Consider the following 23680-nt stretch of genomic DNA (forward strand, 5'->3'; position numbering starts at 1 on the left):
GCGGCACAGGCCTGCGCGGCGGAACATCAACGGACGGTTCATCAAGCGTTCCAGCTCAGAGAAAACAGGGTTTGCCCCGGCAGCTCGAAACGCACACGACCGTCCTGGCAGCGGAAGGGCGCGTCGCGGCTGCGGTTGTCGGCGCCGAAATAGCGCAGGGCGCCGTTGTTCAACGGGCACTTGGCCCCCGCCAGATCGACACGCTGCAACCGCGTGCCCTTGTTGACGCCCAGCAACCCGCGCTGATCGTCGCCGGCCATCGCCAGCACATCGACTTCGAATGCATCGTTTTCCAGCCACAACACGTTGTGCAGCCAGTGCTGCTGGATGAACTGCTGGGCCAGGCCCACCGGTTTCAGTTCGAAGTGTTGTTCATCCGCCGAGACGCGCAACATGCCTTTGGGGTATTCCGGTTCATCGGCGGCCTGGAACCAGTTGAGCATCGTCAGCAAGCCGTCCTGGGAGGCGTTGATCACCACCGAGGCCCACCACAGCGAGGTGTAATGGGTTTCCTGATCGTAGGGGCTCAGGCTTGAGCCGCTGGAGAGATTGGTCTGATCCAGCAGCAAGGCCTTGCGCGGCTGACCCTTGGCGTCGAGGCCGACCAGATCGGCGGCGCGGCGCACGCTGTCGCGGTAGACGCGGGTGGCGAGCAGGTCGCGGATCATCCATTCGTGCCAGGCCAGCGCATCGACCTGATCGGCGGACTCACCCAGCAGACGCCGGGCCCAGTCGATGCCGCGTTTGCTCGCCGCGTTGTCGGCGAACGGGCCGTTGACCAGTCGCGAACTGGCCGGCATCGCAATGCGCACGCCGGCCCTGGCATTGGCCGGATCGCTGCGCACCTGCCGGGCCATGCTGGTGAAGATCGAACGGTATTGCTCGTAGCTTGAATAGTTGAGATTGGGCTCGTCGGCAAAGCCGATGTAGTGCGTGCCTTTGCCGCCAAGCAGCCGCGTGCTCGCGAGCCAGGCGTCGAGGCCGTTGTTGCTTTGCACATCGGCGCGCAGATCAGCCTGGCGCTGGCTGCCGGCGAGCAGGGTGATGTCCTGGCGGATGCCGAAACGGTCCTGATAGACCTGACGAAACGCATCTTCGAACTGCGGCTTTTTCGCCGTCACATCGACGAAGCTGTAGTAACTGGCGGCCGTCGGTTTCAGTGCATCGAGCGCCGCATGACTGGCGGGCGGCGGCATCACGTAGGGCAGGGCGATGCCCAGGTCCGGCGTGCGGCCGAGGACTTTGTCGTGCAGGGTCAGGCGGGTCTGGCCATCGTCTTCGCGCAGCGGTTTGAGCTGCTGCGGATTCTGCGCGAACAGATTGGCCGTGCCATCGAGCCAGAACGCCGCTTTGCCGCTGCCTTGCAGACGCAGGCGCCAGACTTGTTCTCGATCGCTGACCGGCAGCGCGAGCTGATCGAATTGCCAATAGGCGCGATACGGTTTGAGCGCCAGCGACAGTTGTTGGCCGTCGCCGACCCGCTGCGCTTGCAGGGCGCTGACGCCACCGTGGAACTTGCCCGCGAGCACCGCGTGTTCACCCGGTGCAATCCTGAAATACAGCTCATCGCCGTCGCGGGTCTCAGCGCTGAAATGCACCTTGGCCGGGGCGAACAGCGCCACGGTGTTTTCGTCGTGCTCGACCCGGTAATTGCGGAAACTGTAGCCGGGGATTTCCAGTTGATAACTCGCCGCGCCCGGCGCCAACGGCCAGCTCTGGCTGCCACGGGCTTCGCTGGCCTTGATGAAGCGGTCGCCCTGCAATTGGCCCTGGCCGTCGAGCAGGTACAGGTGCTCTTCGTTGGCGTCCGCCTGCCACGCCGGCGCCCAGCGCACGGTCACGGTGTCGGGGCGATCCGCTTGCAGGTACAGGCTGCCGTCGCGAATGTCGCCCCAGCGCATCGACGCCGCGAAGGCGTCCAGCGACAGACCGAGTCCGAGCAGCAGGGCCAGGCTTTTCATGCCGCCTTCCGACGCTGCAACATCAGCCACATCGGAGCGATGTCAGCGGGCAGGATGATCAGGGTTTGCCAGAACGGCACGCCGCTCAACCGGCAGTACAACACCAGCATCGCCACGGTCACCGCCAGGTAGGCAATCGACGAGGCCGCTGCCGCGCCGACGATGCCGTAGGCCGGGATCATCACCAGGTTCAGGGCCAGGTTGAGCAGGGCACCGAGGCCCATCAGCAACGACACGGTGCCGGGACGATTCTTGCCCAGCAGGTCGAGCCGCAGAATGCTCGCGTAGCACAGGCCCAACAGGCCCGGCAGCAACGCCAGCAGCGCCGGATACGCCGGTTGGTAGGCGACGCCGAACAACGTGACGATCAGCCATTCACCGATCACGGCCATGGTCAGGCAGGCGCCGAGCATCACCGTGGCCGTCAGGCGCAGCGCCAGCGGGGTGACTTTGTCCATGCCTTCGTCCTGTTGCAGCAGGCGTTTCATCAGCGGGGTGGTCACCGCTTCCGGGACGATCAGCAGCAGTTCGGCGGCGGCGCTGGCCATCGCGTAATGACCGAGTGCGGTGCTGCCGAGCAGGGCACCGATGAACAGATAGTCGGAACGCAGAATCACTTGTTGGAACAGCAAGTCCGGATGGCTGCGGGCGCTGTAGCGCAGCAGTTCGTTCTGGCTGGCGCGGTCCCATTGCAGCTGCAACGGTTGTGCGCGCTTGAGCCAGACCCAACCGGCCAGCACCACCAGGCTGATCCCGGCCAGCCAACTGATCAGCGCGGCTTCCAGTGCCGCTTCCTTCCACATCCAGAACAACGCAAGAAACAGCAACAGCGGCGCCAGGGATTCCACCAGGCGCAAGGCATTGAACGCGACCACGCCGCCCGATGCATTGTGCAACGTCAGCAGGCCGCTCTTGAGCACGGTCAACGGCACGGCCAGCAGCAACAGCCAGGCCAGCAGGCCGAGTTGCACGGTCACGTCCAGTTCACTGCCGAACTCGCGCACCAGCGCCACCACCAGCAAGGTCAACAACCCCGCCAGCAGACAACCGAACACCAACACTTGAGCCAGCAGCAACCCCATCGGCCGCTGCTTGGCGGCCTGATAGCCGACAGCGGAATTCAAGCCGCCACTGGTGGCCGCGCTGATCAGATCGGGCAGGGTGCTGAGCAGGGCGAACAGCCCGCGTTCACTGGGGCCGAGGATCCGCGCAAGCAACACATTCCTCAGCAGGCGCAGGGCAATCATCGCCAGCTTGGTGCCCATGCTCAGCGCCAGGTGCTTGAGGTAATTGCTTCGACTCATGGTCGCGCCCCGCGAAAGATCCGCCACGACAGCAGTTCCGGGTTGCGCGCAGTGCGCTGGCTGACCCCGAAGCGCGGCAGGTTCAGCGGATCACCCGCGCCGCGATAGATCCCGGTGCCGGTGCCGAGGGCGAACGGATAATCGTGGTTGGCAATCTGTTCGCGCACCCGTGCGTCGTTGTCGCCGTTGGGGTAGCAATACACCGGCAGTGGACGGTTGCAGCCATTGTGCAGGGCATCGCGGCTGCGACTGATTTCTTCGCTCAGGCGCACGTCGTCGAGTTGGGTCAGGATCGTGTGACTGGCACCGTGGGGGCCGAAACGCACCAGCCCCGAAGCTTCCATCGCCCGCACCTGATGCCAGTCCAGCGCCTGGGGTTGCGACTCTGGCGGGCATTCGTCGGTCAGGCGTTCGAGCATCAAAGGGTCAGAACTCTTCAAACCTTGCAGGTAGTGCAGCAACGTCAGGCTGCGACGATCCACATCGATGTCGTCCATCAGCACCGGCAGCGGGTGGTGAATCGCCTGCAAGCAGTCGATCAGGTGCATGCGCGGTTTTTCACCGTGGCTGCCCCACAGGGTTTCTCCGATGCTTTCCCACCAGAAGCGCTGGCGGCTGCCGATGAAGTCGGTGGAGAGGAAAATGCTCGCCGGCACCTGATGTTTCTGCAGCAGCGGGAAGGCGTTGGCGGCGTTGTCGCGCCAGCCGTCATCGAAGGTCAGCGCCACTTGCGGGCGTTCGCTGCGCAGGGCGTTGGGCTGGAGGATTTCCATCAGCGGCACGCAATCGAAATGCTTGCGCAGCCACACCAGCAGATGCTCGAAGGCTTTCGGCCCGACGCACAGTTCGTTGCGATGCGGCAGGTCGGCGGCGCGGTCGTTGGACAACACCCGGTGCAACATCAGGATCACCCCGGCGCCGTGCAACTGGTTTCGCCCCACGGACGAGTTGAGATAGAGCCAGCCACTGGTGCGTTTTATCAGTTGTTTGATCGCCATGGCTTGAGCCCTCTCAACGGTTTTGGTCAGGGTTCCACTGGGCGTAACGCTGGCCGCGCAGGAACTGCCACAGGCCGATGCTCATGCCGGCCAGTGTCACCAGCAGGAATGCCGCAAGGCGGAACGGTTTGGGTAAGCGGTGTTGCGAATCCAGCAGACCGGCAATCGCGATGCCGTACCCAAGCAGTTGCGCGATCAGGCTCAGGCGATAGAAACCGTGGTCGTCCCACAGCCAGAAATTGCTCAGCAGCAACGGCAGCAAAAGAATCGGTGCCAGACGCCGGATCAGTTTGTGGCTGATCAACGCAATCGAATACAGCCCGTGCTTGAGCGGATTGAGCAGTTCGCTGCGCTGGGCCAGGCTTTGCAGGCCGCCGACGGTGACCCGCTGGCGCCGGCGGAACTGTTTGTCCGCTTCATCGACGCCGTGGTCGATCACCTGCGCTTCGGGCACGTAAACGATGCGTTTGAACTTCACCGGGGCGCAGGTGCTGATGAAGAAGTCGTCGTTGACCTCCGCCGGCACGTCCTCGAACAGTTCCCGGCGCAGGGCGAGCAACGCGCCATCGGCGGAGACCATGCAACCGGTGCGGTTCTCGACCCGGCGCAGCCAGCCTTCGTAATGCCGGTACAGGCTGTCGCCGACACTCAAGCCGCCGCCGGTGACCGGGATCACCATGTGCCCGGCGCAGGCGCCGACCTGCGGATCGCTGAGGGGCGCGAGCAGGTAGCCGAGGGTTTCCCGCGACCATTGGTTATCGGCGTCGGTGAACACCAGAATGTCCCCCGTGGCCAGCGCCGCGCCGGCATTGAGCGTCGCGGCTTTGCCCTGACGCGGCAGGTCGAGCACGGTGATTCGCGGGTCGACGACCTTGTGCGCGCACGCCACGGTGTCGTCGGTGGAACCGTCGCTGGCCAGAATGATTTGCAGGGTGGCCGGCTGATAATCCTGGGACAGCAGCGAGCGCAGCTTGTGTTCGATATGCCGCGCCTCGTTGTGCGCGGCGATCACGATGCTGATGTTCAGCGGCGGCGCCGGGCTGTGACGCCACGCCGGGAAAAGCGGCGCCAGCAGCGTCAGCAGCAACGGGTAGCCGACATAGGCGTACACCGGCAGCAGCAGGCACATCCAGAAAATGAACTCAGCCACGGGCAGGCCTCCTGGCATTCCAATGACACAGACTGAGAATGAACGCCGCACCCGCCAGGTGCAGGCGTACCCAATGCAGCCCCCACAGTTGCAGGGTCAGGCCGAGGTCATGCTGTTGGCGACTCTGACGGATGCTGAGTACCAGCGCCGGTATCGTGGTCAGTGTCACCATGACGGCGGCGTGATGGGGAAAACCGTTGAGCAGCGCGGAAATCGCCAGCAGATCCAGCAGCCACGCGGCCAGCGACAGCAATGGAAAACGCAGCAACCGCAGGCTGAACCCGTGAGTGCGCAGCAGTTGCAGGTGACTGCCCTGGCGCCACATTTCCTTGCCCATCCATTCGCGCCAGTTCATTTCGTAGCCCCAGTGCAGCGCCACGCTTTCGTTGACCGACAGCAGCCGCGCGCCCTGTTCGCGCTGGCGCAGGGTGAACTCTTTGTCTTCGCCGGTGCGCAGGGTTTCGTTGAACCCGCCGACCTTGTCGAACCAGCGCCGACGCATCAGCAGGTTGGCACTGGGCAGCCAGTCCACGGCATGGGCGGCGTGGGAGATCGGCCGTTGGGTACGGCGTTGCCAGGCCACGGCGTACCACGGCGCGGCGGCGGGGGTGTGCAGGTCCAGCCCGAACACGTCGGCGTGGTTTTCGGCTTCGAGGGCGAACAGCCCGGTCAGCCAGTCTTCGGGCATTTCGATGTCGGCGTCGATGAACGCCAGCCATTCGCCGGTGGCGATGGCGGTACCGCGATTGCGCAAGGCGCCGATCAACACGCCTGGCACGACCAGCACTTGCGCACCGAACTGGCGAGCGATCTGAGGGCCGTCATCGCTGGAACCGTTATCGACCACGATCAGTTCACACTCGACATTGGCCGCGTGCGCGGCTTTTTGCGCGGCCAGCAGGGTACGGCCGATGTGGCGGCCCTCGTTGTACATCGGGATGACAACACTGATCCGGCTCATGCCCGGGCCTCCGTCAACGGTGCTTGCTCGGCTTTCAGGCGCAGGACACTGGTCAGCGCGAGCATGATCCACACGTACTTCTGATTCGGTGCACTGAGAAACATCAGGAACAGCGTCAGCGACAGGAAGCTCACGCCAAGGTGGGTCATCAGGTCCGCTTGATCCCAGTCCCGTCGTTGCATCCAGGCGCGACGGGCGCGGATCAGGTTGTACAGGCCCAGGCCGAGCATGCCGACGAACAACAGGCCGGCGGGAACCCCCAGTTCGCTGAAGACTTCCAGGTAAGTGTTGTGGGCGCGGCGGTACAGGTCGCCGATCTTGCGGTTGGCGGAAAACGCCTTGGCGTAACCGGTGGTGGCGTAGTGCAGCGGGAAGGTGCCAGGGCCGGAACCGAGCAGCGGATTCTCGCGGATCATCTGGCTGCCGACCACGATGTACGAGGCACGGCGACCGAGGGATTCGTCATCGTGGCCACGGGCGCCGGCACTGAGCACGCTCAGCGACTGGATACGTGCCAGATAGCCGGCGGGCATCGCATAGATCGCCAGCGGAATCACGATCGCCAGACCGAGCATCGCGAAGCCGAGGTGACGCGGACGAATCCGCGACAGTTGCGCACGGTAGTGCCAGCAACCGATCACCAGACTCAACGCCAGCACCACCAGCCCGGAGCGGGATTCGGTCTTGGTCATGCCGCCGAGCAGCAGCAGGCAGCACGCGCCCCAGAACAGCCGGTGCAGCAGGTTCGGGCCGCGAATCACCAGCAACAGACCCAGCGGCACGGCGAACGCGATCAGCAGGGCGAAGGCGTTCGGGTCTTCGAGCAGGCCGGCGGCGCGGCCCTGATCCTGGAATTTGGTCGAAAACATCGCCATGGCGCAGGTGGCGCTGACGCTCAAAGTTACCAGCCGGGCGAACAGGTCGAGGTTAAGCTCGCGGCCAATCAGCAACGTGATGACGAACAGAATCAGGCCGACGCTGAGTTCGCGCAGATGACCCAGCGACATACCCATGTCATCGGTGTTGAGCAGGCTCAGAAAGTACAGAACCATGAACCAGATCAGGTAACGCCAGATGTTGCTGCGCAGGCGTTCCGAAGGAATCTGGTGCATCGCCAGTTGCAGCATCAGGATCACCGCCAGCGACGCGCCGATGAGCTTGCTGCCCGACAGCGAACTGTCCTTGAAGAAACCCTCGAACGGCACCAGTGCGGCGATGCCGAGCAGCCCCCAGGTCGGTTTGCGGTACAACACCGCGAACCCCACCAGACCGAGCACCGCGCCCGGCGCCAGATAGGGCCATGGGCTGGCCAGCAAAGCGATGCAGACCAGACCCAGCAGACTGACGATCGAGAGCGGGAAAATCATGCGCGTGCCTCCCGTGCCGTGCGGATGTACAACTGCGACCAGCGCTCGGCCAGGGCCTTGAGGTCGTAGCGGTCCTGTTGCGTGCGTTTGGCGTTGTCGCGCAGTTTGCGCGCCAGCGCGGGTTGGCTCAGCAGCGTGTCGAGCTGGCGGGCGAGGGCGCTGCTGTCGGCCGGCGCGGCCAGCAGGCCGTTGTGCCGGTCTTCCAGCACATCGGGAATCCCGCCGACCGCGAACGCCACCACCGGCACCCCGGTCTGCATGGCCTCCAGCAAAATCATCGGCGTGCCCTCGGTGCGCGAGCTGATCACCAGCGCGTCGAGTTGCTGCCACCAGTGGCGCATGTCGGTCTGATAACCCGGCAGACGAATGCGCTGTTGCAGCCCGGCGGCGTCGATCCGCGCCTGAAGTGCCTCGCGCTCCGGGCCGTCACCGAGCATCACCGCGTCAAGTTGCGGATGTTGATGACACAGCGGGATCAGCGCATCGAGAAACAGGTCCGGACCTTTTTCGCTGCTCAGTCGTCCGACGTACCCGGCGAGCCAGCGCTGATGATCGACCTCCGGTATCCGTTCAGCGACCGCCGCCGGCAGACCGTTGGGGATCACTTGCAGCTTTTCCGCACGAACGCTGGCCTGGCGGTGCAGCACCGCGATGCTTTCGGCCACGCACACCACTCGATCCACCGACGCGGTGCGGCACAGTTGCAGGCTCAGCCAGGTGTAGAACTTCTGCTTGCGGCTGCGCGGGGTGAAGCCGTGTTGAGTGATCACCAGCGGCAGCCGTAACAGCGTGGCGCCAACCCAGCCGAACAGCAGGCCTTTGAAATTGTGGGTGTTGATCAACGGACGTTCCGCCCGGCGCTGACGCAGATGCCCGAGCAATGCGCCGAGCCCGGCGCAACCTTGGGCATCGACGCCCGCCGCGCGAAAGCGCTCGATCAGTTCCGGCGGCGCATCGAGAAACAGCACCTGATGCTGCCCCGGTGTCGCCAGGCAATGATCCAGCAACATCCGCTCGGCCCCATAGAAGCCGCCACTGCTGAGCAAATGAATGATCGGCAGGGCGGCGTTCGGGGAGGACGGGGTGCTCAATTGCGCACCCAGTGCACGAAGCTTGGCACGGTCCAGTTCTTGTGCGGATTACCCGGCTGAGTGCTCTGGTCGTTGATCACCAGCAGCACCGGCAGGCCCAACTCGTGGCTGATTTGCGCCGGGTGTTTGAAGCGGTGATCGAAGAACTCACGCACGTAGACCAAGGCAATCGCCAGCAACAGACCAGTGAACAGGCCGAACGGAATGATCAGCAGCGGTTTGGGGAACGCCGCTTCGGTCGGTTCGAACGGCGGGCTCAGGACCCGGGCGTTGGACAGGTCGTCGTTCAGTGAACGGGTGGTGCTGCTTTCGGCAAAACGCTGGGCGTAGGTCGAGAACGCGGCGTGCAGGGCGTCGATTTCAGTGTCCATCTGCCGCAGCTTGCTCTGGGTCTGCTGCAACTCGTGGATCCGTGCCTTGAACTCGGCGATGCGCGCGGTTTTCTGATCGATCACCTGCTGAACCACGGCCAGGTCGTTGGTGCGCTCCTGAATGCGGTTGCTCACCACTTTGAGGAACTGCTGACGGGTGCGGGCGATCTGCTCGCGGGTCAACAACATCGGCTCGCTGCCAGGCTGGAACACCGCCAGATCGTTCATGTAGCGACTGACCTGGGTGGTCAGTTGCTCGCCCAGCTGTTTGATCTCCCGGTCCTCGAACGCCACGTTGTCGACGGTGGTGGTGAAGGTGTAGGGGAAGGTGTAGTCGTTGAGCTTGTTGTTGCTGGCGGCAGCCAGGCTGGTTTTCAGGTACTCCAGCCAGCGTTGGCTTTGCAGCAGGCGGTCCTGATACAGGTTCAGTGCCTGTTCTTCGGTGTTGATCGCGTTCAGGCGGAAGGTGATTTCTTCCTTCGGATCGGACGCGCCGACACTTTCGAGCAAGGCTTGCCGGTTGCCTTCCAGGCCATCGAGACGCACCTGGTACAGGTGTTTTTTCGATTCGTAGAACGACTGCGGCAGGTCGATCGATTGCAGCGCCTGACGGCTCACCAGATAGTTTTGCAGCAGGGCTGAAACGAACGTCGTGCCTTGATGCGGATCGGGGAAGCTGTAGACGATCGAGATCACGTTGGAGCCGGGCAGGGTCTCGATCTTCAGGCTGTCGATGGCCTGTTGCGTCAGCGCATCGAGGGCGGTGTCGCGCACCGGATCGGTTTCAAGGCCCAGCACGTTGCGCAGCGGGTTGATCAGGTACTGACGCAGCGGCGAGGTGATGTAGCGCTTGAACGGCTCGCCAATCAGCCGGGCGAAGACGCCGGGCGACGGGGTGTACTCACCCTTGTCCCGCAGTTCGCTGATGGTCTGACGGATCAGTGCTGGCGAGCGCAGGATATTGCTCTCGGTTTCCATGTCCGCCAGCGACGGCGGGATGAACGTCGCGTTGTCCACGGTCAGCGACGTGGTGGCGTCGCCCTGGGAGAGTTTTTTCGACTGCACGATCACCTGGGCGGTGATATCGAAGCTCTGTTTGAGCACCAGCGGCAGCACCAGCGCGATCACTGCAAAGATCAGGAAGACACGCTTCACCAGTTGCTTGTTGGCGAAGAAGATCCTGAAGAACTCATGCAGGTAGTTTTCCTTTGGATTCATGTCAGGTCACCCGAGAGTCAGTTGTTGTTGCTGCCTTTGTTGTCGACGCGATAGCCGAAGCTGAAACCCACGCCCTGGAACAGCACTACATCGGCCAGTTGCCTTGCGAGTTCGCCGGCGCTGGCCAGTTTGGTTTTCGGCACGTAGAGCATGTCGTCCGGTTGCAGGTAGGCGATCTGCGAGGCATCGCCGGACAGGGCTTTTTCGACGTCGTAACGCACGGCCTGCACCTGATTGCCATTGCGGCGCATGATCACCACGGAATCCAGGCGCGCCTTGACGTTGGTGCCACGGGCCAGGGTCAGTGCTTCAAGCACCGAGACCGGCCGACGGATCGGGTAGGAGCCGGGCTGGCCGACTTCACCCAGCACGTAGATCTCGTTGCCGGCGGTGGACTTGAGCAGCACGTCCACGGTCATCCGTCCCGGCAGTTGCGCGTAGCGTTTGTTGAGGAAGGTTTCCAGTTGATTGACGGTCATGCCTTGCAGCGGCACGGCGCCGATTTCCGGGAAGCTCGCGTAGCCGTCGGTGCCCACGGTGATCTCGCGGCTCATGCCGGTGGCCGGGTGGTTGAGGGCGCTTTTCAGGTTCTGCTCGTTGGTCAGCGGGCTGATGATCTGCACGGTCAGTTGATTGCGATTGGGCTGGAACAGCTGCTTGCGTTGGTAGGCACGCTGGATTTCCTGGCGCGCTTCGTCGCTGGTCAGCCCGGCGATTTTCACCGAGGTGTTGGCGCCCGGCAGTTCGATGGTGCCGTCCGGCAGCACCAGCTGGTTGCCGTTGAGCTGGCTGGCGGCGGTGAAGTTCAGGCCGATCTGGTCACCCGACTGCACACGGTAGGCGTCCGAACCGCTGGTGCTGATGTGGAAGATCACATCCAGCACATCCTGCGGGCGCAAGGTCTGTTCGATCTTGGGCATGTCGGTGGCCTGGGCGTTGGCCGGCGGGGCGGTGAGGATATTCACCGGCATGCTCTGGGTTTCCGAGTTGCTGGAGCAACCTGCAAGCGGCAGCATCAGCAGAACCAGTATCTTGGCGTTCATGGCGTCATCCCTCGCGTTTGCTTACAGGTTTTTGTAGAGCCATTTGGGCATGTAGTACTTGCGCCGGTTGAACACGCTGCCCACCACTTTCGCCCCGGCCTGGGTCAGCCGTTGCACCGCGGCCTGGGCGACTTCCCAGCGGGTGTCCTCGGCACGCACCACGAACACCACCCCGTCGACCTGCGTGCTGATGACCAGGGTGTCGGCGGCCGAATACACCGCATCGCCGTCGATCACCACGAAGCGGTACTGGCTCCCCAACTGATCGAGCAACGGGCTCAGGCGCTCGGCGGTCAGGTGTTCCATGGTGCGGATTGGCCGGCCGTTGGGCAGCACGTGGAACGGCAGGCTCGACACCTGCACCACGCAGTCCTGCAACAGCGGCGGGCTATCCGGGTTGAACAGCAAGTCGCGCAGGCCGCGCTCCTTGCTCAGGCTCAGTTGCTGGGTGAGGTTGCCGGCCGACTGGCTGGCATCGACGTAGAGCACCAGACCGCTGCTCATTTGTGCCAGTTGACTGGCCAGGGCCAGTGCGCTGGTGGTCGTGCCGGCGCCGGGGTTGGCGGCGGTCAGGAACAGGATCCGCAGATCCAGGTCCAGCACGGTCGAGGTCAGGTTCGACTCGCTGGGGCTGGCAATGCTCAGGCTTTTGTTGGTTGAACCGTCCATTAGCTTGCTCCGTGGCCGCTGAATACTTTGAAAGGGGTTTTCAACAGAATCTTCAGATCAAGCAAAAGGCTCTGCTCGGCGATGTAGCTGAGGTCCAACTCAACGCGCTGGTCGAAGTCGATGTTGCTGCGTCCGGAGATCTGCCACAGGCCGGTCATGCCGGGGTAGATCGCCAGGCGCGCGAGGTGACTGTCCTTGTAGCGGTAGGCGTTGAACGAAGTCGGGCGAGGGCCGACCAGGCGCATGTCGCCGGTCACCACGTTGATCAGGTTGGGCAGTTCGTCAAGGCTGGTGCGCCGCAGGAAACCGCCGATCCGGGTGATGCGCGGGTCCTTGTCGATCTTGAAATCAATAGCATCGGCACCGTGCTTGTTGAGGTGGCGCAGCGATTCTTTCAGCTCTTCGGCGTTGGCGACCATGGTGCGGAACTTGAACATGCCGAACTTGCGGCCGCGATAGCCGGTGCGTTTCTGCACGAACATCACCGGGCCCTTGCTGGTGAACTTGATGGCGAGCGCCAGACCGATCAGCAGCGGGGAAATCATCACCAGAATGACCAGCGCGCCGAAGCACGCCACCACCCGATTGGTGCGGGACAGTTGCCATGGTCGACCGCCTTCGCGACCGGTCACCCAGCCTTGGCCCTGGCGGTGGATCGCCGCGTCGAGGCGCATTCGCTGTTCCGGATCCATGCGTTTGTCTCGAACCAATTGTTGGATCGGTACACCTTTCTCATGTCCAGTCATGCAGTCCTCCGCTGAGGTCAGCCGCGAGCGGCGCGTGGGCGATAGGCAGTGGGGTAGTAGTCGCGATACCAGGCGATGAAACGCCCCAGTCCTTCATCCAGCTCGATCCGGGGCTGGAACCCGGTGGCCTGGGCCAGATCATCGGTGTCGGCACAGGTGTTGAGCACGTCGCCCGGTTGCAGGGGCAAGAGCTCGACCACGGCTTTCTGACCGAGGTGCTTTTCCATCAGCGCCAGGTAGGTTTTCAGTTCCACCGGGTGGTGGCCGCCAATGTTGAACAGGCACCACGGGGCCATGCTGCTGCCCGCGTCGGGGTGCTCGCGGTCCCATTCCGGATGGTTGTGTGGCGGGTGGTCGGTGAGGCGCGCGATGCTTTCGACAATGTCGTCGATGTAGGTGAAATCACGCTGGTGCCGACCGTAGTTGAACAGCTTCAGTGGCGTGCCTTCGGTGATGGCGCGGGCGAACTGGATCGGCGACATGTCGGGCCGGCCCCACGGTCCGTACACCGTGAAAAAACGCAGGCCGGTAGAAGGAATGCCGAACAGATAGCTGTAGCTGTGGGCCATCAGCTCATTGGCTTTTTTGGTTGCGGCGTACAACGACAGCGGGTGATTGACGTCGTCGTGCACCGTGTAGGGCGTGTGCTGGTTGGCGCCGTACACCGAACTTGATGAGGCATAGATCAGATGCTCGACCGGGTGATGCCGGCAGCTTTCCAGAATGTTCAGGAAACCGCTGAGGTTGCTGTTCAGGTAGGCCTGAGGGTTTTCCAGTGAATAACGCACCCCGGCCTGCGCCGCGAGGTGGATCACCACTTGCGGGCATTCACGGACGAAGAGGGCGTCGACGGCGGCGGCATCGGCCAGGTCAACCCGGGCGATCTGGAAATCACCGACCTGGTCGCGCACCCATTGCACGCGATCCAGTTTGAGCTGCGGGTCGTAGTAGCCGTTGAAGTTGTCGAGACCAACCACCTGATGCCCGTCGCGCAACAGTCGCAACACGCAATGGGCACCGATGAACCCGGCCGCACCGGTGACGAGGATTTTCATGGGCGCAACCCGTCGGGCGAGATATGCCGCAGGCCGATGCCGCTGTAGTGCAGGCCGGCGGCCGCCACTTGTTCCGGGTTGTAGAGGTTGCGTCCGTCGATGATCACTTTGGAGCGCAGCTTGTCGGCCAGCAGCTCGAAATCCACCACGCGGAAATTCTTCCACTCGGTGCAGATCACCAGTGCATCGGCGTCTTCCAGGGTGTCGTCACGGGTGGCGCACAGGTGCAGATCATCGCGGTAGCCGTAAATGCGCCGGCACTCGGACATCGCTTCCGGATCGTAGGCCTGGACGCTGGCGCCTTCGGCCCACAGCGCATCCATCAGATAGCGGCTGGGGGCTTCGCGCATGTCATCGGTATTTGGCTTGAACGCCAGGCCCCAGACGGCAATGGATTTGCCGGCCAGACCTTGCGGGAATTGCGCCTTGAGTTTGCTGAACAGGATGTGCCGCTGGGTGTCGTTGACGTCGGTGACACTGCGCAGCAGTTTCAGCGGCATGCCGTTGTGCTCGGCGGTGTGCAACAGGGCGCGCAGATCCTTGGGAAAGCACGAGCCACCGAAGCCGCAGCCGGGGTAGATGAAGTGATAGCCGATGCGCGGGTCGGAACCGATACCCTTGCGCACCGCTTCGATGTCGGCGCCCAGCAGTTCGGTGAGGTTGGCCAGCTCGTTCATGAAGCTGATACGGGTGGCCAGCATCGCGTTGGCCGCGTACTTGGTCAGCTCGGCGCTGCGGTTGTCCATGAACATCAGTTTTTCGTGGTTGCGGCAGAACGGCGCGTACAACTCGCTCATCTGCGCCCGTGCCTCATCGTCCTGAGTGCCGACGATGATCCGGTCGGGGCGCATGCAATCGGCGAGGGCGCTGCCCTCCTTGAGGAATTCGGGGTTGGACACGATCCGCACGTGCAGGCCGCTTTTGCCGCGCCGGTGCAATTCGTCGTTGGCGGTTTTCAGCACCTGGTCCGCCGTGCCGACCGGCACCGTGGATTTGATGATCAGCGTGCGATCGGCCTCCATGAAGCTTGCGATCTGCCGCGCCACATTGAGCACGTGACTCAGGTCGGCGGAACCGTCCTCGTCAGCCGGAGTGCCCACTGCAATGAAGATCAACTCGGCGTGTTCTACGGCATCGCTGGCCTGGGTGGTGAACAGCAGACGCCCGGCCTTGATGTTTTCTTCCAAAGTTGCCGATAGACCCGGTTCGCTAATAGGCGGTACAGCCTGTTGCAGTTGTTTAATCTTGTTCGGGTCAATATCGACGCACAACACACGATGTCCGACATCGGCGAGTGCCGCAGCTTGAATCAGGCCAACATAGCCCGTACCAAATACGCTCACGTCCATATTGGCGTGCCTCGTAAGACGGTGGAGGAAGATCGAATTGGAACTGTCAAAAGGGGTATAGCGCAGCGTGGGGAAAGCATGTCAGCAAAATGACATGTTGCAGGTGTATAACACCCCCAATTCTGGGGGCGATTGGCCATCAAGTACTTGCTGTATCTGGATTTGTCCCGTCCTTGACATGTTTTTCACATTTCAAAGAAAACGATAAACGGTCGTAGGCCACAAAATACAAGGCCTGTAACGACTTTGGTGTGTCAGTTTTGAGTCAATGTTTTTTTGACGCTTTTGGCCAAAGTCCGACAGTTCTTGCGCTTTGATGGCCCGCTGCTAGTGTCAGAAAATGGCCGACAAGCGATTGACCATGCCCCGTCGCAAGCGCCCCGGAATCGCCATGTTTCGATATTTGAAAGAACTGCTTTTAATTATTTATCTACTGCTTTATTCCGAATATTACCTTGAACGTTTAAACGCCATGGGTATCGGCCCGGCAGTACTTCTTTTTGGCGCGATGTTTTTGGCGCTGACTTTCGCATTATTACTAACGGCCTATATACGTCAGACTTTCATTCGGCACTTGTTCGCATTAACGATGTTTATTTCGGCGGTGTTTTTTGATGTTTATACCCGGGTCACCGCCGATTACCTGACGTACAGCAGCTTCGTCTCACTGGTGTATTCCGGCGGTTTCATCCAGGAAGCGGCCTACCAGTACCGGGACGCGATCGTCCACGGAGCGCTCAATGGCCTGCTGCTGTTGGTCGGCATCGGCCTCAAGCCACGGCATTCGATCCCCGTGCCAAATGCCTGGCGGATCGCGGCGCCGTTGTGCGGCGTACTGCTGCTGAGTGCGGTGTTGTTCGTGCGGGCCGGGGAGGGCGCGCGCGGGTTGCCGATCATGTACACGCCGCTGGCCTACCTCAACCTGTTCGGCTATGAGGCGCTGCACAACACCGTCGGCCCCCGTGAGCCAGTGACCCTGGCGCGCAACGGACCAGCCGTGGGCCACGACATCGTGCTGATCATCGACGAAAGCATTTCCGGCAATTACCTGGACATCAACGCGCCGTTCGGTGTGCACAGCAACCTCAAGCAGGCGCCTGCGGGCGTCGACATTTTCAACTACGGCTATGCGGCGTCCATCGCCAATTGCAGTGCCGACACCAACGTCACCCTGCGCTACGGCGGCACCCGCGCCGATTACATGCGCATCAACACCACGCTGCCGTCGATCTGGCAGTACGCCAAAAAGGCCGGCCTGCGCACCGTCTACATCGACGCCCAGCGCACCGGCGGCAACCTGCAGAACCTGATGACCGACACCGAGAAAAAGGACATCGACGAATTCGTGCAATTCGACCAGACCAGCGTCCGTGACCGCGACATGGTCGCCGCTGCCAAACTGATCGAATTGCTCAACGACGACAAACCGGAGCTGGTGGTGATCAACAAGGTCGGCGCGCATTTCCCGGTGCACGACAAATACCCCGATGCGTTCATGGCCTACCGCCCGACCTTGCCGCGCGGCCAGTTCACCGAAGTCGCCGACACTGGCAAGCGCGACGGTTTCAACGGCCAGCCCGATGACTGGGTGCTGTACCGCAACGCCTACAAGAACACCGTGCTGTGGAATGTCGGCGAGTTTTTCTCGCGAGTGTTTGCCCAGGCCAACCTGAACAACGCGCTGCTGATCTACACCTCGGATCACGGTCAGGATCTGCATGAGCGCGGTAATCCTGGGCTCAACACCCATTGCGGCGGTGACCCGGTGGAGGAAGAGGGATTGGTGCCGCTGGTGGTGATTCAGGGCGATCAATTGCACACGCTCGACTGGTCGGCCCAACTGGCGGCGAACAAGGATCGCTCCAGTCACTACAACATCTTCCCGACCCTGTTGCAGTTGATGGGCTATGACCTCGCGGGGATCGAGTCGGTCTACGGCAAACCGCTGAGCGTGCCGACGGCGGATGATTTCACCTTCAACTACCGCTTCAATGCGCGGTTGGGGGCCAAGCCCGAGTGGAAACACATCGACCTGAACAGCATCGTCACGCCGGGAGAGGCGCCGACCAGCGTTGCAGCCGGACAGTAACCCTGCGCCATCCGCTATCCTTGCCCCACACGGATCGATCGGATGGCGGCATGCTGCAGGTTCAAAACGTCTTCAAGAGCTATCTCACCCCTCAAGGCCCGTTGCCCGTATTGCAAGGCATCGACCTGACGCTCAAACCCGGCAGCAGTCTGGCGCTGATGGGCGAGTCGGGCAGCGGCAAAAGCACGCTGCTGCATTTGATCGCCGGTCTGGATAAAGTCGACAGCGGCAGCATCCGCAGCGGCGAACATCGACTCGACGCCATGAACGAGGCGCAACTGGCCAACTGGCGGCGCACGGAAATCGGTCTGGTGTTCCAGCAATACAACCTGATCGGCAGCCTGCGGATCGAAGACAACCTGGCGTTTCAGGCGCGACTCGCCGGGCGGCATGACCCGCGCTGGCAGAACCATCTGGTGCAGCGTCTGGGCCTGGGCGATCTGCTCAAGCGTTATCCCGAACAACTCTCCGGCGGTCAGCAGCAACGGGTCGCGCTCGGCCGGGCATTGGCGTCGCGGCCCAAGCTGTTGCTGGCGGATGAACCCACCGGCAGCCTCGATGAGGCGACCAGCGACGAGGTGCTGCGTCTGTTGCTGGAATTGCTCGATGACACGCCGACCACTTTGCTGATGGTCACTCACAGTCAGCGCGTGGCCGCGCGACTGGCGGAGCGGGTGGTGCTGTCCAGCGGTCGTCTGACGTGAGGGTTTTTCGGCAAACGTTGATCGCGTTGCTCAGTCACTGGCGGCGGCATCCGGTGCAGTTTTTCAGCGTGCTGACCGGACTGTGCCTGGCCACCAGCTTGTTGACTGGTGTCGAAGCGCTCAACAGTCAGGCGCGGGACAGTTACGCCCGCGCCAGCCAGATGATTGGCGGCGAACCCCAGGCCAGCCTGAGCACGCCGAATGGCGCGACGTTTTCCCAGCAATGGTTTGTCGATCTGCGCCGTCAGGGCTGGCCGGTATCGCCGGTGCTGCAGGGCCGGTTGATCCTCAAGGGCCATGAATCTCAGCGCCTGCAATTGATGGGCATCGAGCCGGTGTCCCTGCCAGCCGACAGCGCGGTGGCGGGGCAGGCGATGCCGATCGAACGCATCGTCGATTTCTTCAGCCCGCCGGGCAGCACCTGGATTTCTCCCGAGACCTTGCAGGCGTTGAACCTGGTCGAGGGCGCTACAGCGCAAACCGAAACCGGCCAGACGTTGCCGCCGTTGCGGGCGCAAACGGACATGGCTCCCGGTGTGCTGTTGGTAGACATTGGAGTCGCTCAGCGTGTGCTTGAACAACCCGATCAATTGTCGCGGCTGCTGTTGCCGAAGGACTTTCACGCCGACATGCCGGCGGCGTTCAAAGGCCAGTTGCAGCTCAAGAGCAGCGGTGAAGAAAACAATCTGGCGCGGCTGACCGAAAGCTTTCACCTCAACCTCGATGCGCTGGGATTTCTCTCGTTTGTCGTCGGGCTGTTCATCGTGCATGCCGCCATCGGCCTCGCACTGGAACAGCGCCGTGGGCTGTTGCGCACGTTGCGCGCCTGCGGTGTCAGCGCGCGGATGCTGATCGCTTGCCTGATCGTCGAACTCGGTGCACTGGCGTTGATCGGCGGCCTGTTCGGCGTCGTCAGCGGTTACTGGCTGGCGAGCGTGCTGTTGCCGGATGTCGCCGCCAGCCTGCGCGGGTTGTACGGCGCGGAAGTGGCGGGGCAGTTGCGCCTGAGTTCGTGGTGGTGGTTCAGCGGTATCGGCTTGAGCCTGCTCGGCGCGTTGCTGGCCGGGGCCAACAGTTTGCTGCGGGCGGCGCGGCTGCCGTTGCTGGCGGTGGCCGATCCGCAAGCCTGGCACGAACAGCATGCACGCTGGTTGCGCCGGCAGGGCTGGGTGGCCGGGGTGTTTGCCGCGATTGCGTTGATCGCGCTGCTGTCGGGCAACAGTCTGGCCAGTGGTTTTGTGTTGATGGCGGGGTTGCTGCTCGGCGCGGCGCTGGCGTTGCCGGTGGTGCTCAGTGCGCTGTTGAACGGCTTGCTCGGGCGCAGTCGTTCGGTGCTGGGGCAGTGGTTTCTCGCCGACTGCCGACAGCAATTGCCGGCGCTGAGTCTGGCGTTGATGGCGTTGCTGCTGGCGATGGCGGCAAACATCGGTGCCGGCAGCATGACCGCCGGTTTCCGCCAGACCTTCAACGACTGGCTCGAACAACGCCTCACTGCCGAGCTCTATCTGAACCCGAGCAATCCGGCCCAGGCCCGCGAGCTCTACAGCTGGCTGAAACAGCAACCGAGCGTCACGGCGATCCTGCCCAACTGGCAGGTTTCGGTGACGCTGCAAGGCTGGCCGACGGAGGTGTTCGGCATCATCGATCATCCGCACTATCGCCAGCACTGGCCGCTGCTCGAAGCCCGGGGCGACGATCCGTGGGCTGCGCTGGCCACCGACGATGCGGTGATGCTCAGCGAACAACTCGCCCGCCGGCTCAAGGTTCGGCCGGGCGATCACCTGACGATTCCCACGCCGGGTCTGCCGTGGTCGCCGCGCATCGTCGGGATCTACGCCGACTACGGCAATCCCAAGGGGCATGTGCTGGTCAACAGCAATCACCTGTTGCGCAGTTGGCCGCAACTGACGCCAAACCGTTTCAACCTGCGTATCGAACCGCCAAAAATCCCCGTACTGCTGAGCGCCTTGCAGGCACGTTTCCAGCTCGACGACAGCCGCATCGTCGATCAGGCGCGGCTCAAGGGCTGGTCGGTGCAGGTTTTTGAGCGAACCTTCGCCGCAACGGCCGCGCTCAACAGCCTGACGCTCGCCGTCGCCGGGGTGGCGCTGTTCATCAGCCTGCTGACCCAGAGCCAGAGCCGCCTCGGCCAACTGGCGCCGCCGTGGGCCCTGGGGGTGACGCGACGACAATTGATGCTGCTCAACCTCGGCCAGACCTGGCTGCTGGCAGTGCTGACGCTGGTGCTGGCATTGCCGTTGGGCATCGGGCTGGCGTGGTGTCTGGATGCGGTGATCAACGTTCAGGCTTTTGGCTGGCGTTTGCCGTTGCGGGTGTTTCCGTGGCAGTTGTTGCAACTGACCGGGCTGGCCTTGCTGGCGACGTTGCTGGCCTCGGCGTGGCCGCTGTATTCGCTGTACCGCACGCAACCGGCGGACTTGTTGAGGACGTTTGCCCATGAGGATTAGCTTCGTCGTGGTGTTTCTGGCGTTGTTGCTCAGTGGTTGCGACAACCCGGCACCGGAGCAGAAAGGCTTCGCCGGAATGGGCGCCCAGGCGCAAGCCTTCACACCGGTGGTGCCGGGGCGGGTGTTCAGCTTTCCGGCGGATCACGGCGCCCATGACGGTTTTCGCATCGAGTGGTGGTATGTGACGGCCAATCTCAAGGATGCCCAGGGCAATGATTTCGGCGTGCAGTGGACGTTGTTTCGCAGCGCGTTGAACGCCTCGCCGGAACAACCGGGCTGGGCCAATCAAACGATCTGGCTTGGTCATGCGGCGGTGACGTCGGTCAATGTCCATCACGCCGCCGAGCGTTATGCGCGTGGCGGCGTCGGGCAGGCCGGGGTGCGTTCGGCGCCGTTCGAGGCGTGGATCGATGACTGGCGTTTCGTCAGTCAGGCGAGCGATCCGTTGGTCGACATGCAGCTCAGCGCAAAGGACAAAAACTTCAGCTACCAACTGCGCCTGACCTCCAGCCGCCCGCTGGTGCTGCAAGGCGATCACGGCTTCAGTCAGAAATCCGAACAGGGCCAGGCGTCGTATTACTACAGCCAGCCGTTTTTCCAGGCCAGCGGCACCCTGCAAATCGACGGCAACACCTACACCGTCAACGGCCCGGCCTGGCTCGACCGCGAATGGAGCAGCCAACCGCTGACCGCCAACCAGACCGGGTGGGACTGGTTCTCCCTGCATCTGGACGACGGCGCGCACGTCATGCTCTACCGCATGCGCCAGAAGGAAGGCGCGCCGTACTTGACCGGCACCTGGATTGCCGCCGATGGCCAGACCGAAACGCTGCACGCCGGGCAGATCAAACTGACCCCGCAGGACACCGCGAAGGTTGCTGGCCGTTCGATGCCGGTGCGTTGGTCGATCGGGATTCCGGAAAAGAATCTGCAGATCACCCTCGATGCAATCAACCCCAGCGCCTGGATGGGGCTGCGCATTCCTTACTGGGAAGGGCCGGTGCGGTTGAGCGGCAGTCAGGGCGGGCAGGGTTATCTGGAGATGACCGGGTACTGATTCGCCCTGTGCGAGGAGCAACGGTCGATCAGCGTCTATGCTCCTTCGCACGCATTGCGCTGAAACCGATTCGGCGCGGTGTGCTGCCATTCATCACAGGGAAAGTACCGCTTATGAAGCTCCAAGCACTGACGCACGCCATCGCACTTGCCACTGTCCTGTCCGCCACCAGCCTCACGGCATTGGCCGCCGACATTCCACTGTCCGCAGCGGTCGAGGCCGACCAGGTCACCACCAAAGTATTGGCGGTCGACCCGGCCAATCATCAGGTTGTCCTTGAAGGCGCGGAAGGTCGCCAGGTGCACATTCAGCTCAGCAACAAGGCGAAAAACCTCGGCAACCTGAAGGTTGGCGACAAGGTCGACATCCAGGTTACACATTCGATTGCCGCTTTCCTGGACACCGACGTGGATAAAGGTCTGCCTGGCTCCACCGAGCGTACCGGTGAGCTGCGCAACGCCGTGGGCAGCAGCAACCCCGGTGGCGAGGCGTTCCGTCAGATTCAGGTGCAACTGAAAATCACCAGAATTGATTTGAAGAAAAAGCAGGTCACTCTGGAAAACCCTTCGGGCCAATCGAAAACCCTCAACGTCGAAAAGCCTGAAATCCAAGCCAAGCTCAAAGATCTGAAAGTCGGACAGAGCGTTGTGGTCACTTACACCGATGTATTAAAAGTGACCAGTGCACATGAAAGCTGAGTATTAACTCTACAGATTGACTGTTCTTGTACAAATAGTTGTATGAGAACAGTCATATGAAATGTTTGAGTGGGAGAATTCTGAAAGTTTGTCGGGAAATATCGATGATCAATATTCGTTAACGTTTTAGTACATAAAATTCATTTTCAATTAGCACGACATATCCGCCAACTTCCATTAAAATCCCTCCCGTTCGCCCAGTGTCAGGGCTCTTTACCGGTGCATGGATTGCCAGGCCATTACACTGGGCGAACACCTCCTCCAGAGAGATGGCTAAAGAATTCAGATAAAAAAAGGGCGACTGTGAAGTCGCCCTTTTTTATTGTTCTCAGGATTTGGCAGGTCGCATGCCTTGCTGCATCTGAATACGCTTGAGTGTTTGCTGGTACATGGTGGTGCGGCGGTGGTTCTTGGCGTAGCCACCGGCGGCGGCCACGGTGCCTGCCTGGATGTGATCCAGGTAGCGGAAGATCGTACGCGGCGAAAGACATTTGATGCCGTAGCCGAGGCTGCTTAATCGATCCTGCAGCGTGTATCCCGGGACCCGGTCGTCCATCGAAAAATGTAGCCCGTGCGCCTTGATCAACCGTGCATTCCACAAGGTGCAGAAGCTTTTCAGGTGGGTTTCCCGGTAGGGTTTTGGCTCCCGGGAGCGCAGGCCCAACTGAAGTTTTGCCCGCCGGAAATAGTGTTTGAAATAACGCGAAGACAAGCGCCAGGTGTCTCTTAGAACACCCCGATCAAGCTGTTCGACACAACCGACTGCTGCTGTATCCAAAGATTGCATACACTCGTTGATCATCATTGAAAAGACAGTGCTGTCGAACACGAAAGTGTCGGTGTGCAGCAGAAACAGATAATCGGTTTCAACTTTCGCAAGTGCCAGGTCAAGTGCCTTGCCATGAGCAATATGTCCGGGTTCCTTACCCGGCGAGGGGCGCTCGATCAAGTTGATCCAGTCAAGGGAACGCAAGTAAGTCAGACTTTCGTCCGCAGAATCGTTGTCCACCACCCACACCGGAATCTGATGATCCTTGACGTATTGCTGGAGAAACTCCAGGCACATCCGGGTTATTTCCGGGGTTTTGTAATTGACCAATACAAGACTGAACGCGGGCTGTTGTGCCGAGGGGAAATCAAACGCTCTCATGGTCAGGGCTCACATCAAGTTGAAGGGTTTTGCATGCGGCAATCGATGCTCGCAACCCGCTGCTTTGTGGCCCGGATGGTAGGGACGCAACCTTAGTTCAAGCTTAATTTTGGAGCGGTCGGGTTCAGTCGACTTGTTACGGCGTGCGACGCAAGCGCAGGCCGCGCACACGGCGACTTTCCACGGTAAGATGCGCCGCCATTTTCAGATCAAGGAAGACAACGGCCCGCG

19 protein-coding genes are annotated in these 23680 nt (G+C 61.9%); 5 read left to right on the forward strand and 14 right to left on the reverse strand.

Translation table 11 applies throughout. The features are described from left to right. Window positions 1-41 precede the first annotated feature (41 nt). The 13 genes from IF199_RS10925 to IF199_RS10985 are packed head-to-tail and all read right to left on the reverse strand — an operon-like array spanning window position 42 to window position 15283. Window positions 42-1961, reverse strand: a complete 1920-nt coding sequence (locus tag IF199_RS10925) for a hypothetical protein (protein WP_192560363.1) — start codon at window positions 1959-1961, stop codon at window positions 42-44. Then, entirely contained in the window at window positions 1958-3265 is a 1308-nt protein-coding gene (locus IF199_RS10930) for a lipopolysaccharide biosynthesis protein (protein ID WP_192560364.1), read from the reverse strand. Before IF199_RS10930 ends, IF199_RS10925 begins: the two co-directional genes overlap by 4 nt. Beyond that, entirely contained in the window at window positions 3262-4263 is a 1002-nt protein-coding gene (locus IF199_RS10935) for a polysaccharide deacetylase family protein (protein WP_096821345.1), read from the reverse strand. Before IF199_RS10935 ends, IF199_RS10930 begins: the two co-directional genes overlap by 4 nt. A 13-nt stretch (window positions 4264-4276) precedes the next feature. Then, complete coding sequence (locus IF199_RS10940) at window positions 4277-5413, reverse strand: glycosyltransferase (RefSeq protein WP_096821346.1); 1137 nt, start codon at window positions 5411-5413, stop codon at window positions 4277-4279. Continuing rightward, a complete protein-coding gene (locus IF199_RS10945; RefSeq protein ID WP_096821347.1) occupies window positions 5406-6374 on the reverse strand; it encodes a glycosyltransferase in 969 nt (322 codons plus the stop codon). Before IF199_RS10945 ends, IF199_RS10940 begins: the two co-directional genes overlap by 8 nt. Beyond that, a complete protein-coding gene (locus tag IF199_RS10950; protein WP_192560365.1) occupies window positions 6371-7741 on the reverse strand; it encodes an O-antigen ligase family protein in 1371 nt (456 codons plus the stop codon). Before IF199_RS10950 ends, IF199_RS10945 begins: the two co-directional genes overlap by 4 nt. Next, complete coding sequence (locus IF199_RS10955) at window positions 7738-8832, reverse strand: glycosyltransferase family 4 protein (RefSeq protein WP_192560366.1); 1095 nt, start codon at window positions 8830-8832, stop codon at window positions 7738-7740. Before IF199_RS10955 ends, IF199_RS10950 begins: the two co-directional genes overlap by 4 nt. Continuing rightward, window positions 8829-10421, reverse strand: a complete 1593-nt coding sequence (locus IF199_RS10960) for a GumC family protein (RefSeq protein WP_096821350.1) — start codon at window positions 10419-10421, stop codon at window positions 8829-8831. Before IF199_RS10960 ends, IF199_RS10955 begins: the two co-directional genes overlap by 4 nt. Before the next feature lie 17 nt (window positions 10422-10438). Continuing rightward, window positions 10439-11464, reverse strand: coding sequence for a polysaccharide biosynthesis/export family protein (locus IF199_RS10965; RefSeq protein WP_192560367.1), 1026 nt, complete (start codon window positions 11462-11464; stop codon window positions 10439-10441). 21 nt (window positions 11465-11485) lie between these two features. After that, window positions 11486-12133 carry a CpsD/CapB family tyrosine-protein kinase gene (locus IF199_RS10970; protein WP_096821352.1) on the reverse strand — a complete coding sequence of 216 codons (648 nt, stop codon included), beginning with the start codon at window positions 12131-12133 and terminating at the stop codon, window positions 11486-11488. Then, on the reverse strand, window positions 12133-12879 hold the full coding sequence (locus tag IF199_RS10975) for a sugar transferase (protein WP_096821353.1): 747 nt from the start codon (window positions 12877-12879) through the stop codon (window positions 12133-12135). Before IF199_RS10975 ends, IF199_RS10970 begins: the two co-directional genes overlap by 1 nt. 17 nt (window positions 12880-12896) lie before the next feature. Next, complete coding sequence (locus tag IF199_RS10980) at window positions 12897-13934, reverse strand: NAD-dependent epimerase/dehydratase family protein (protein ID WP_192560368.1); 1038 nt, start codon at window positions 13932-13934, stop codon at window positions 12897-12899. Further along, window positions 13931-15283 carry a UDP-glucose dehydrogenase family protein gene (locus tag IF199_RS10985; RefSeq protein WP_192560369.1) on the reverse strand — a complete coding sequence of 451 codons (1353 nt, stop codon included), beginning with the start codon at window positions 15281-15283 and terminating at the stop codon, window positions 13931-13933. The genes IF199_RS10980 and IF199_RS10985 overlap by 4 nt, the downstream gene beginning before the upstream one ends. A 391-nt stretch (window positions 15284-15674) precedes the next feature. On the opposite strand from IF199_RS10985, the gene IF199_RS10990 reads away from it, so the two are divergent. The 5 genes from IF199_RS10990 (at window position 15675) to IF199_RS11010 (ending at window position 22299) form a co-directional block, all read left to right on the forward strand. Further along, a complete protein-coding gene (locus IF199_RS10990) occupies window positions 15675-17372 on the forward strand; it encodes a sulfatase-like hydrolase/transferase (RefSeq protein WP_192560370.1) in 1698 nt (565 codons plus the stop codon). Between the two features lie 50 nt (window positions 17373-17422). Then, window positions 17423-18076 carry an ABC transporter ATP-binding protein gene (locus IF199_RS10995; RefSeq protein ID WP_192560371.1) on the forward strand — a complete coding sequence of 218 codons (654 nt, stop codon included), beginning with the start codon at window positions 17423-17425 and terminating at the stop codon, window positions 18074-18076. After that, window positions 18073-20544 (forward strand): ABC transporter permease, encoded by a 2472-nt coding sequence (locus IF199_RS11000; RefSeq protein WP_192560372.1) that lies wholly within the window; start codon window positions 18073-18075, stop codon window positions 20542-20544. Before IF199_RS10995 ends, IF199_RS11000 begins: the two co-directional genes overlap by 4 nt. Further along, window positions 20534-21601 (forward strand): lipocalin-like domain-containing protein, encoded by a 1068-nt coding sequence (locus tag IF199_RS11005; protein ID WP_192560373.1) that lies wholly within the window; start codon window positions 20534-20536, stop codon window positions 21599-21601. The genes IF199_RS11000 and IF199_RS11005 overlap by 11 nt, the downstream gene beginning before the upstream one ends. Window positions 21602-21714: 113 nt before the next feature. Next, window positions 21715-22299 (forward strand): hypothetical protein, encoded by a 585-nt coding sequence (locus IF199_RS11010; protein ID WP_192560374.1) that lies wholly within the window; start codon window positions 21715-21717, stop codon window positions 22297-22299. 328 nt (window positions 22300-22627) lie between these two features. Here the strand turns inward: IF199_RS11010 and IF199_RS11015 are convergent, their stop codons facing one another. Beyond that, complete coding sequence (locus IF199_RS11015) at window positions 22628-23449, reverse strand: glycosyltransferase family 2 protein (protein ID WP_192560375.1); 822 nt, start codon at window positions 23447-23449, stop codon at window positions 22628-22630. Window positions 23450-23680: the final 231 nt, after the last annotated feature.

It is taken from the genome of Pseudomonas allokribbensis, assembly GCF_014863605.1.
GTDB lineage: Bacteria > Pseudomonadota > Gammaproteobacteria > Pseudomonadales > Pseudomonadaceae > Aquipseudomonas > Aquipseudomonas allokribbensis.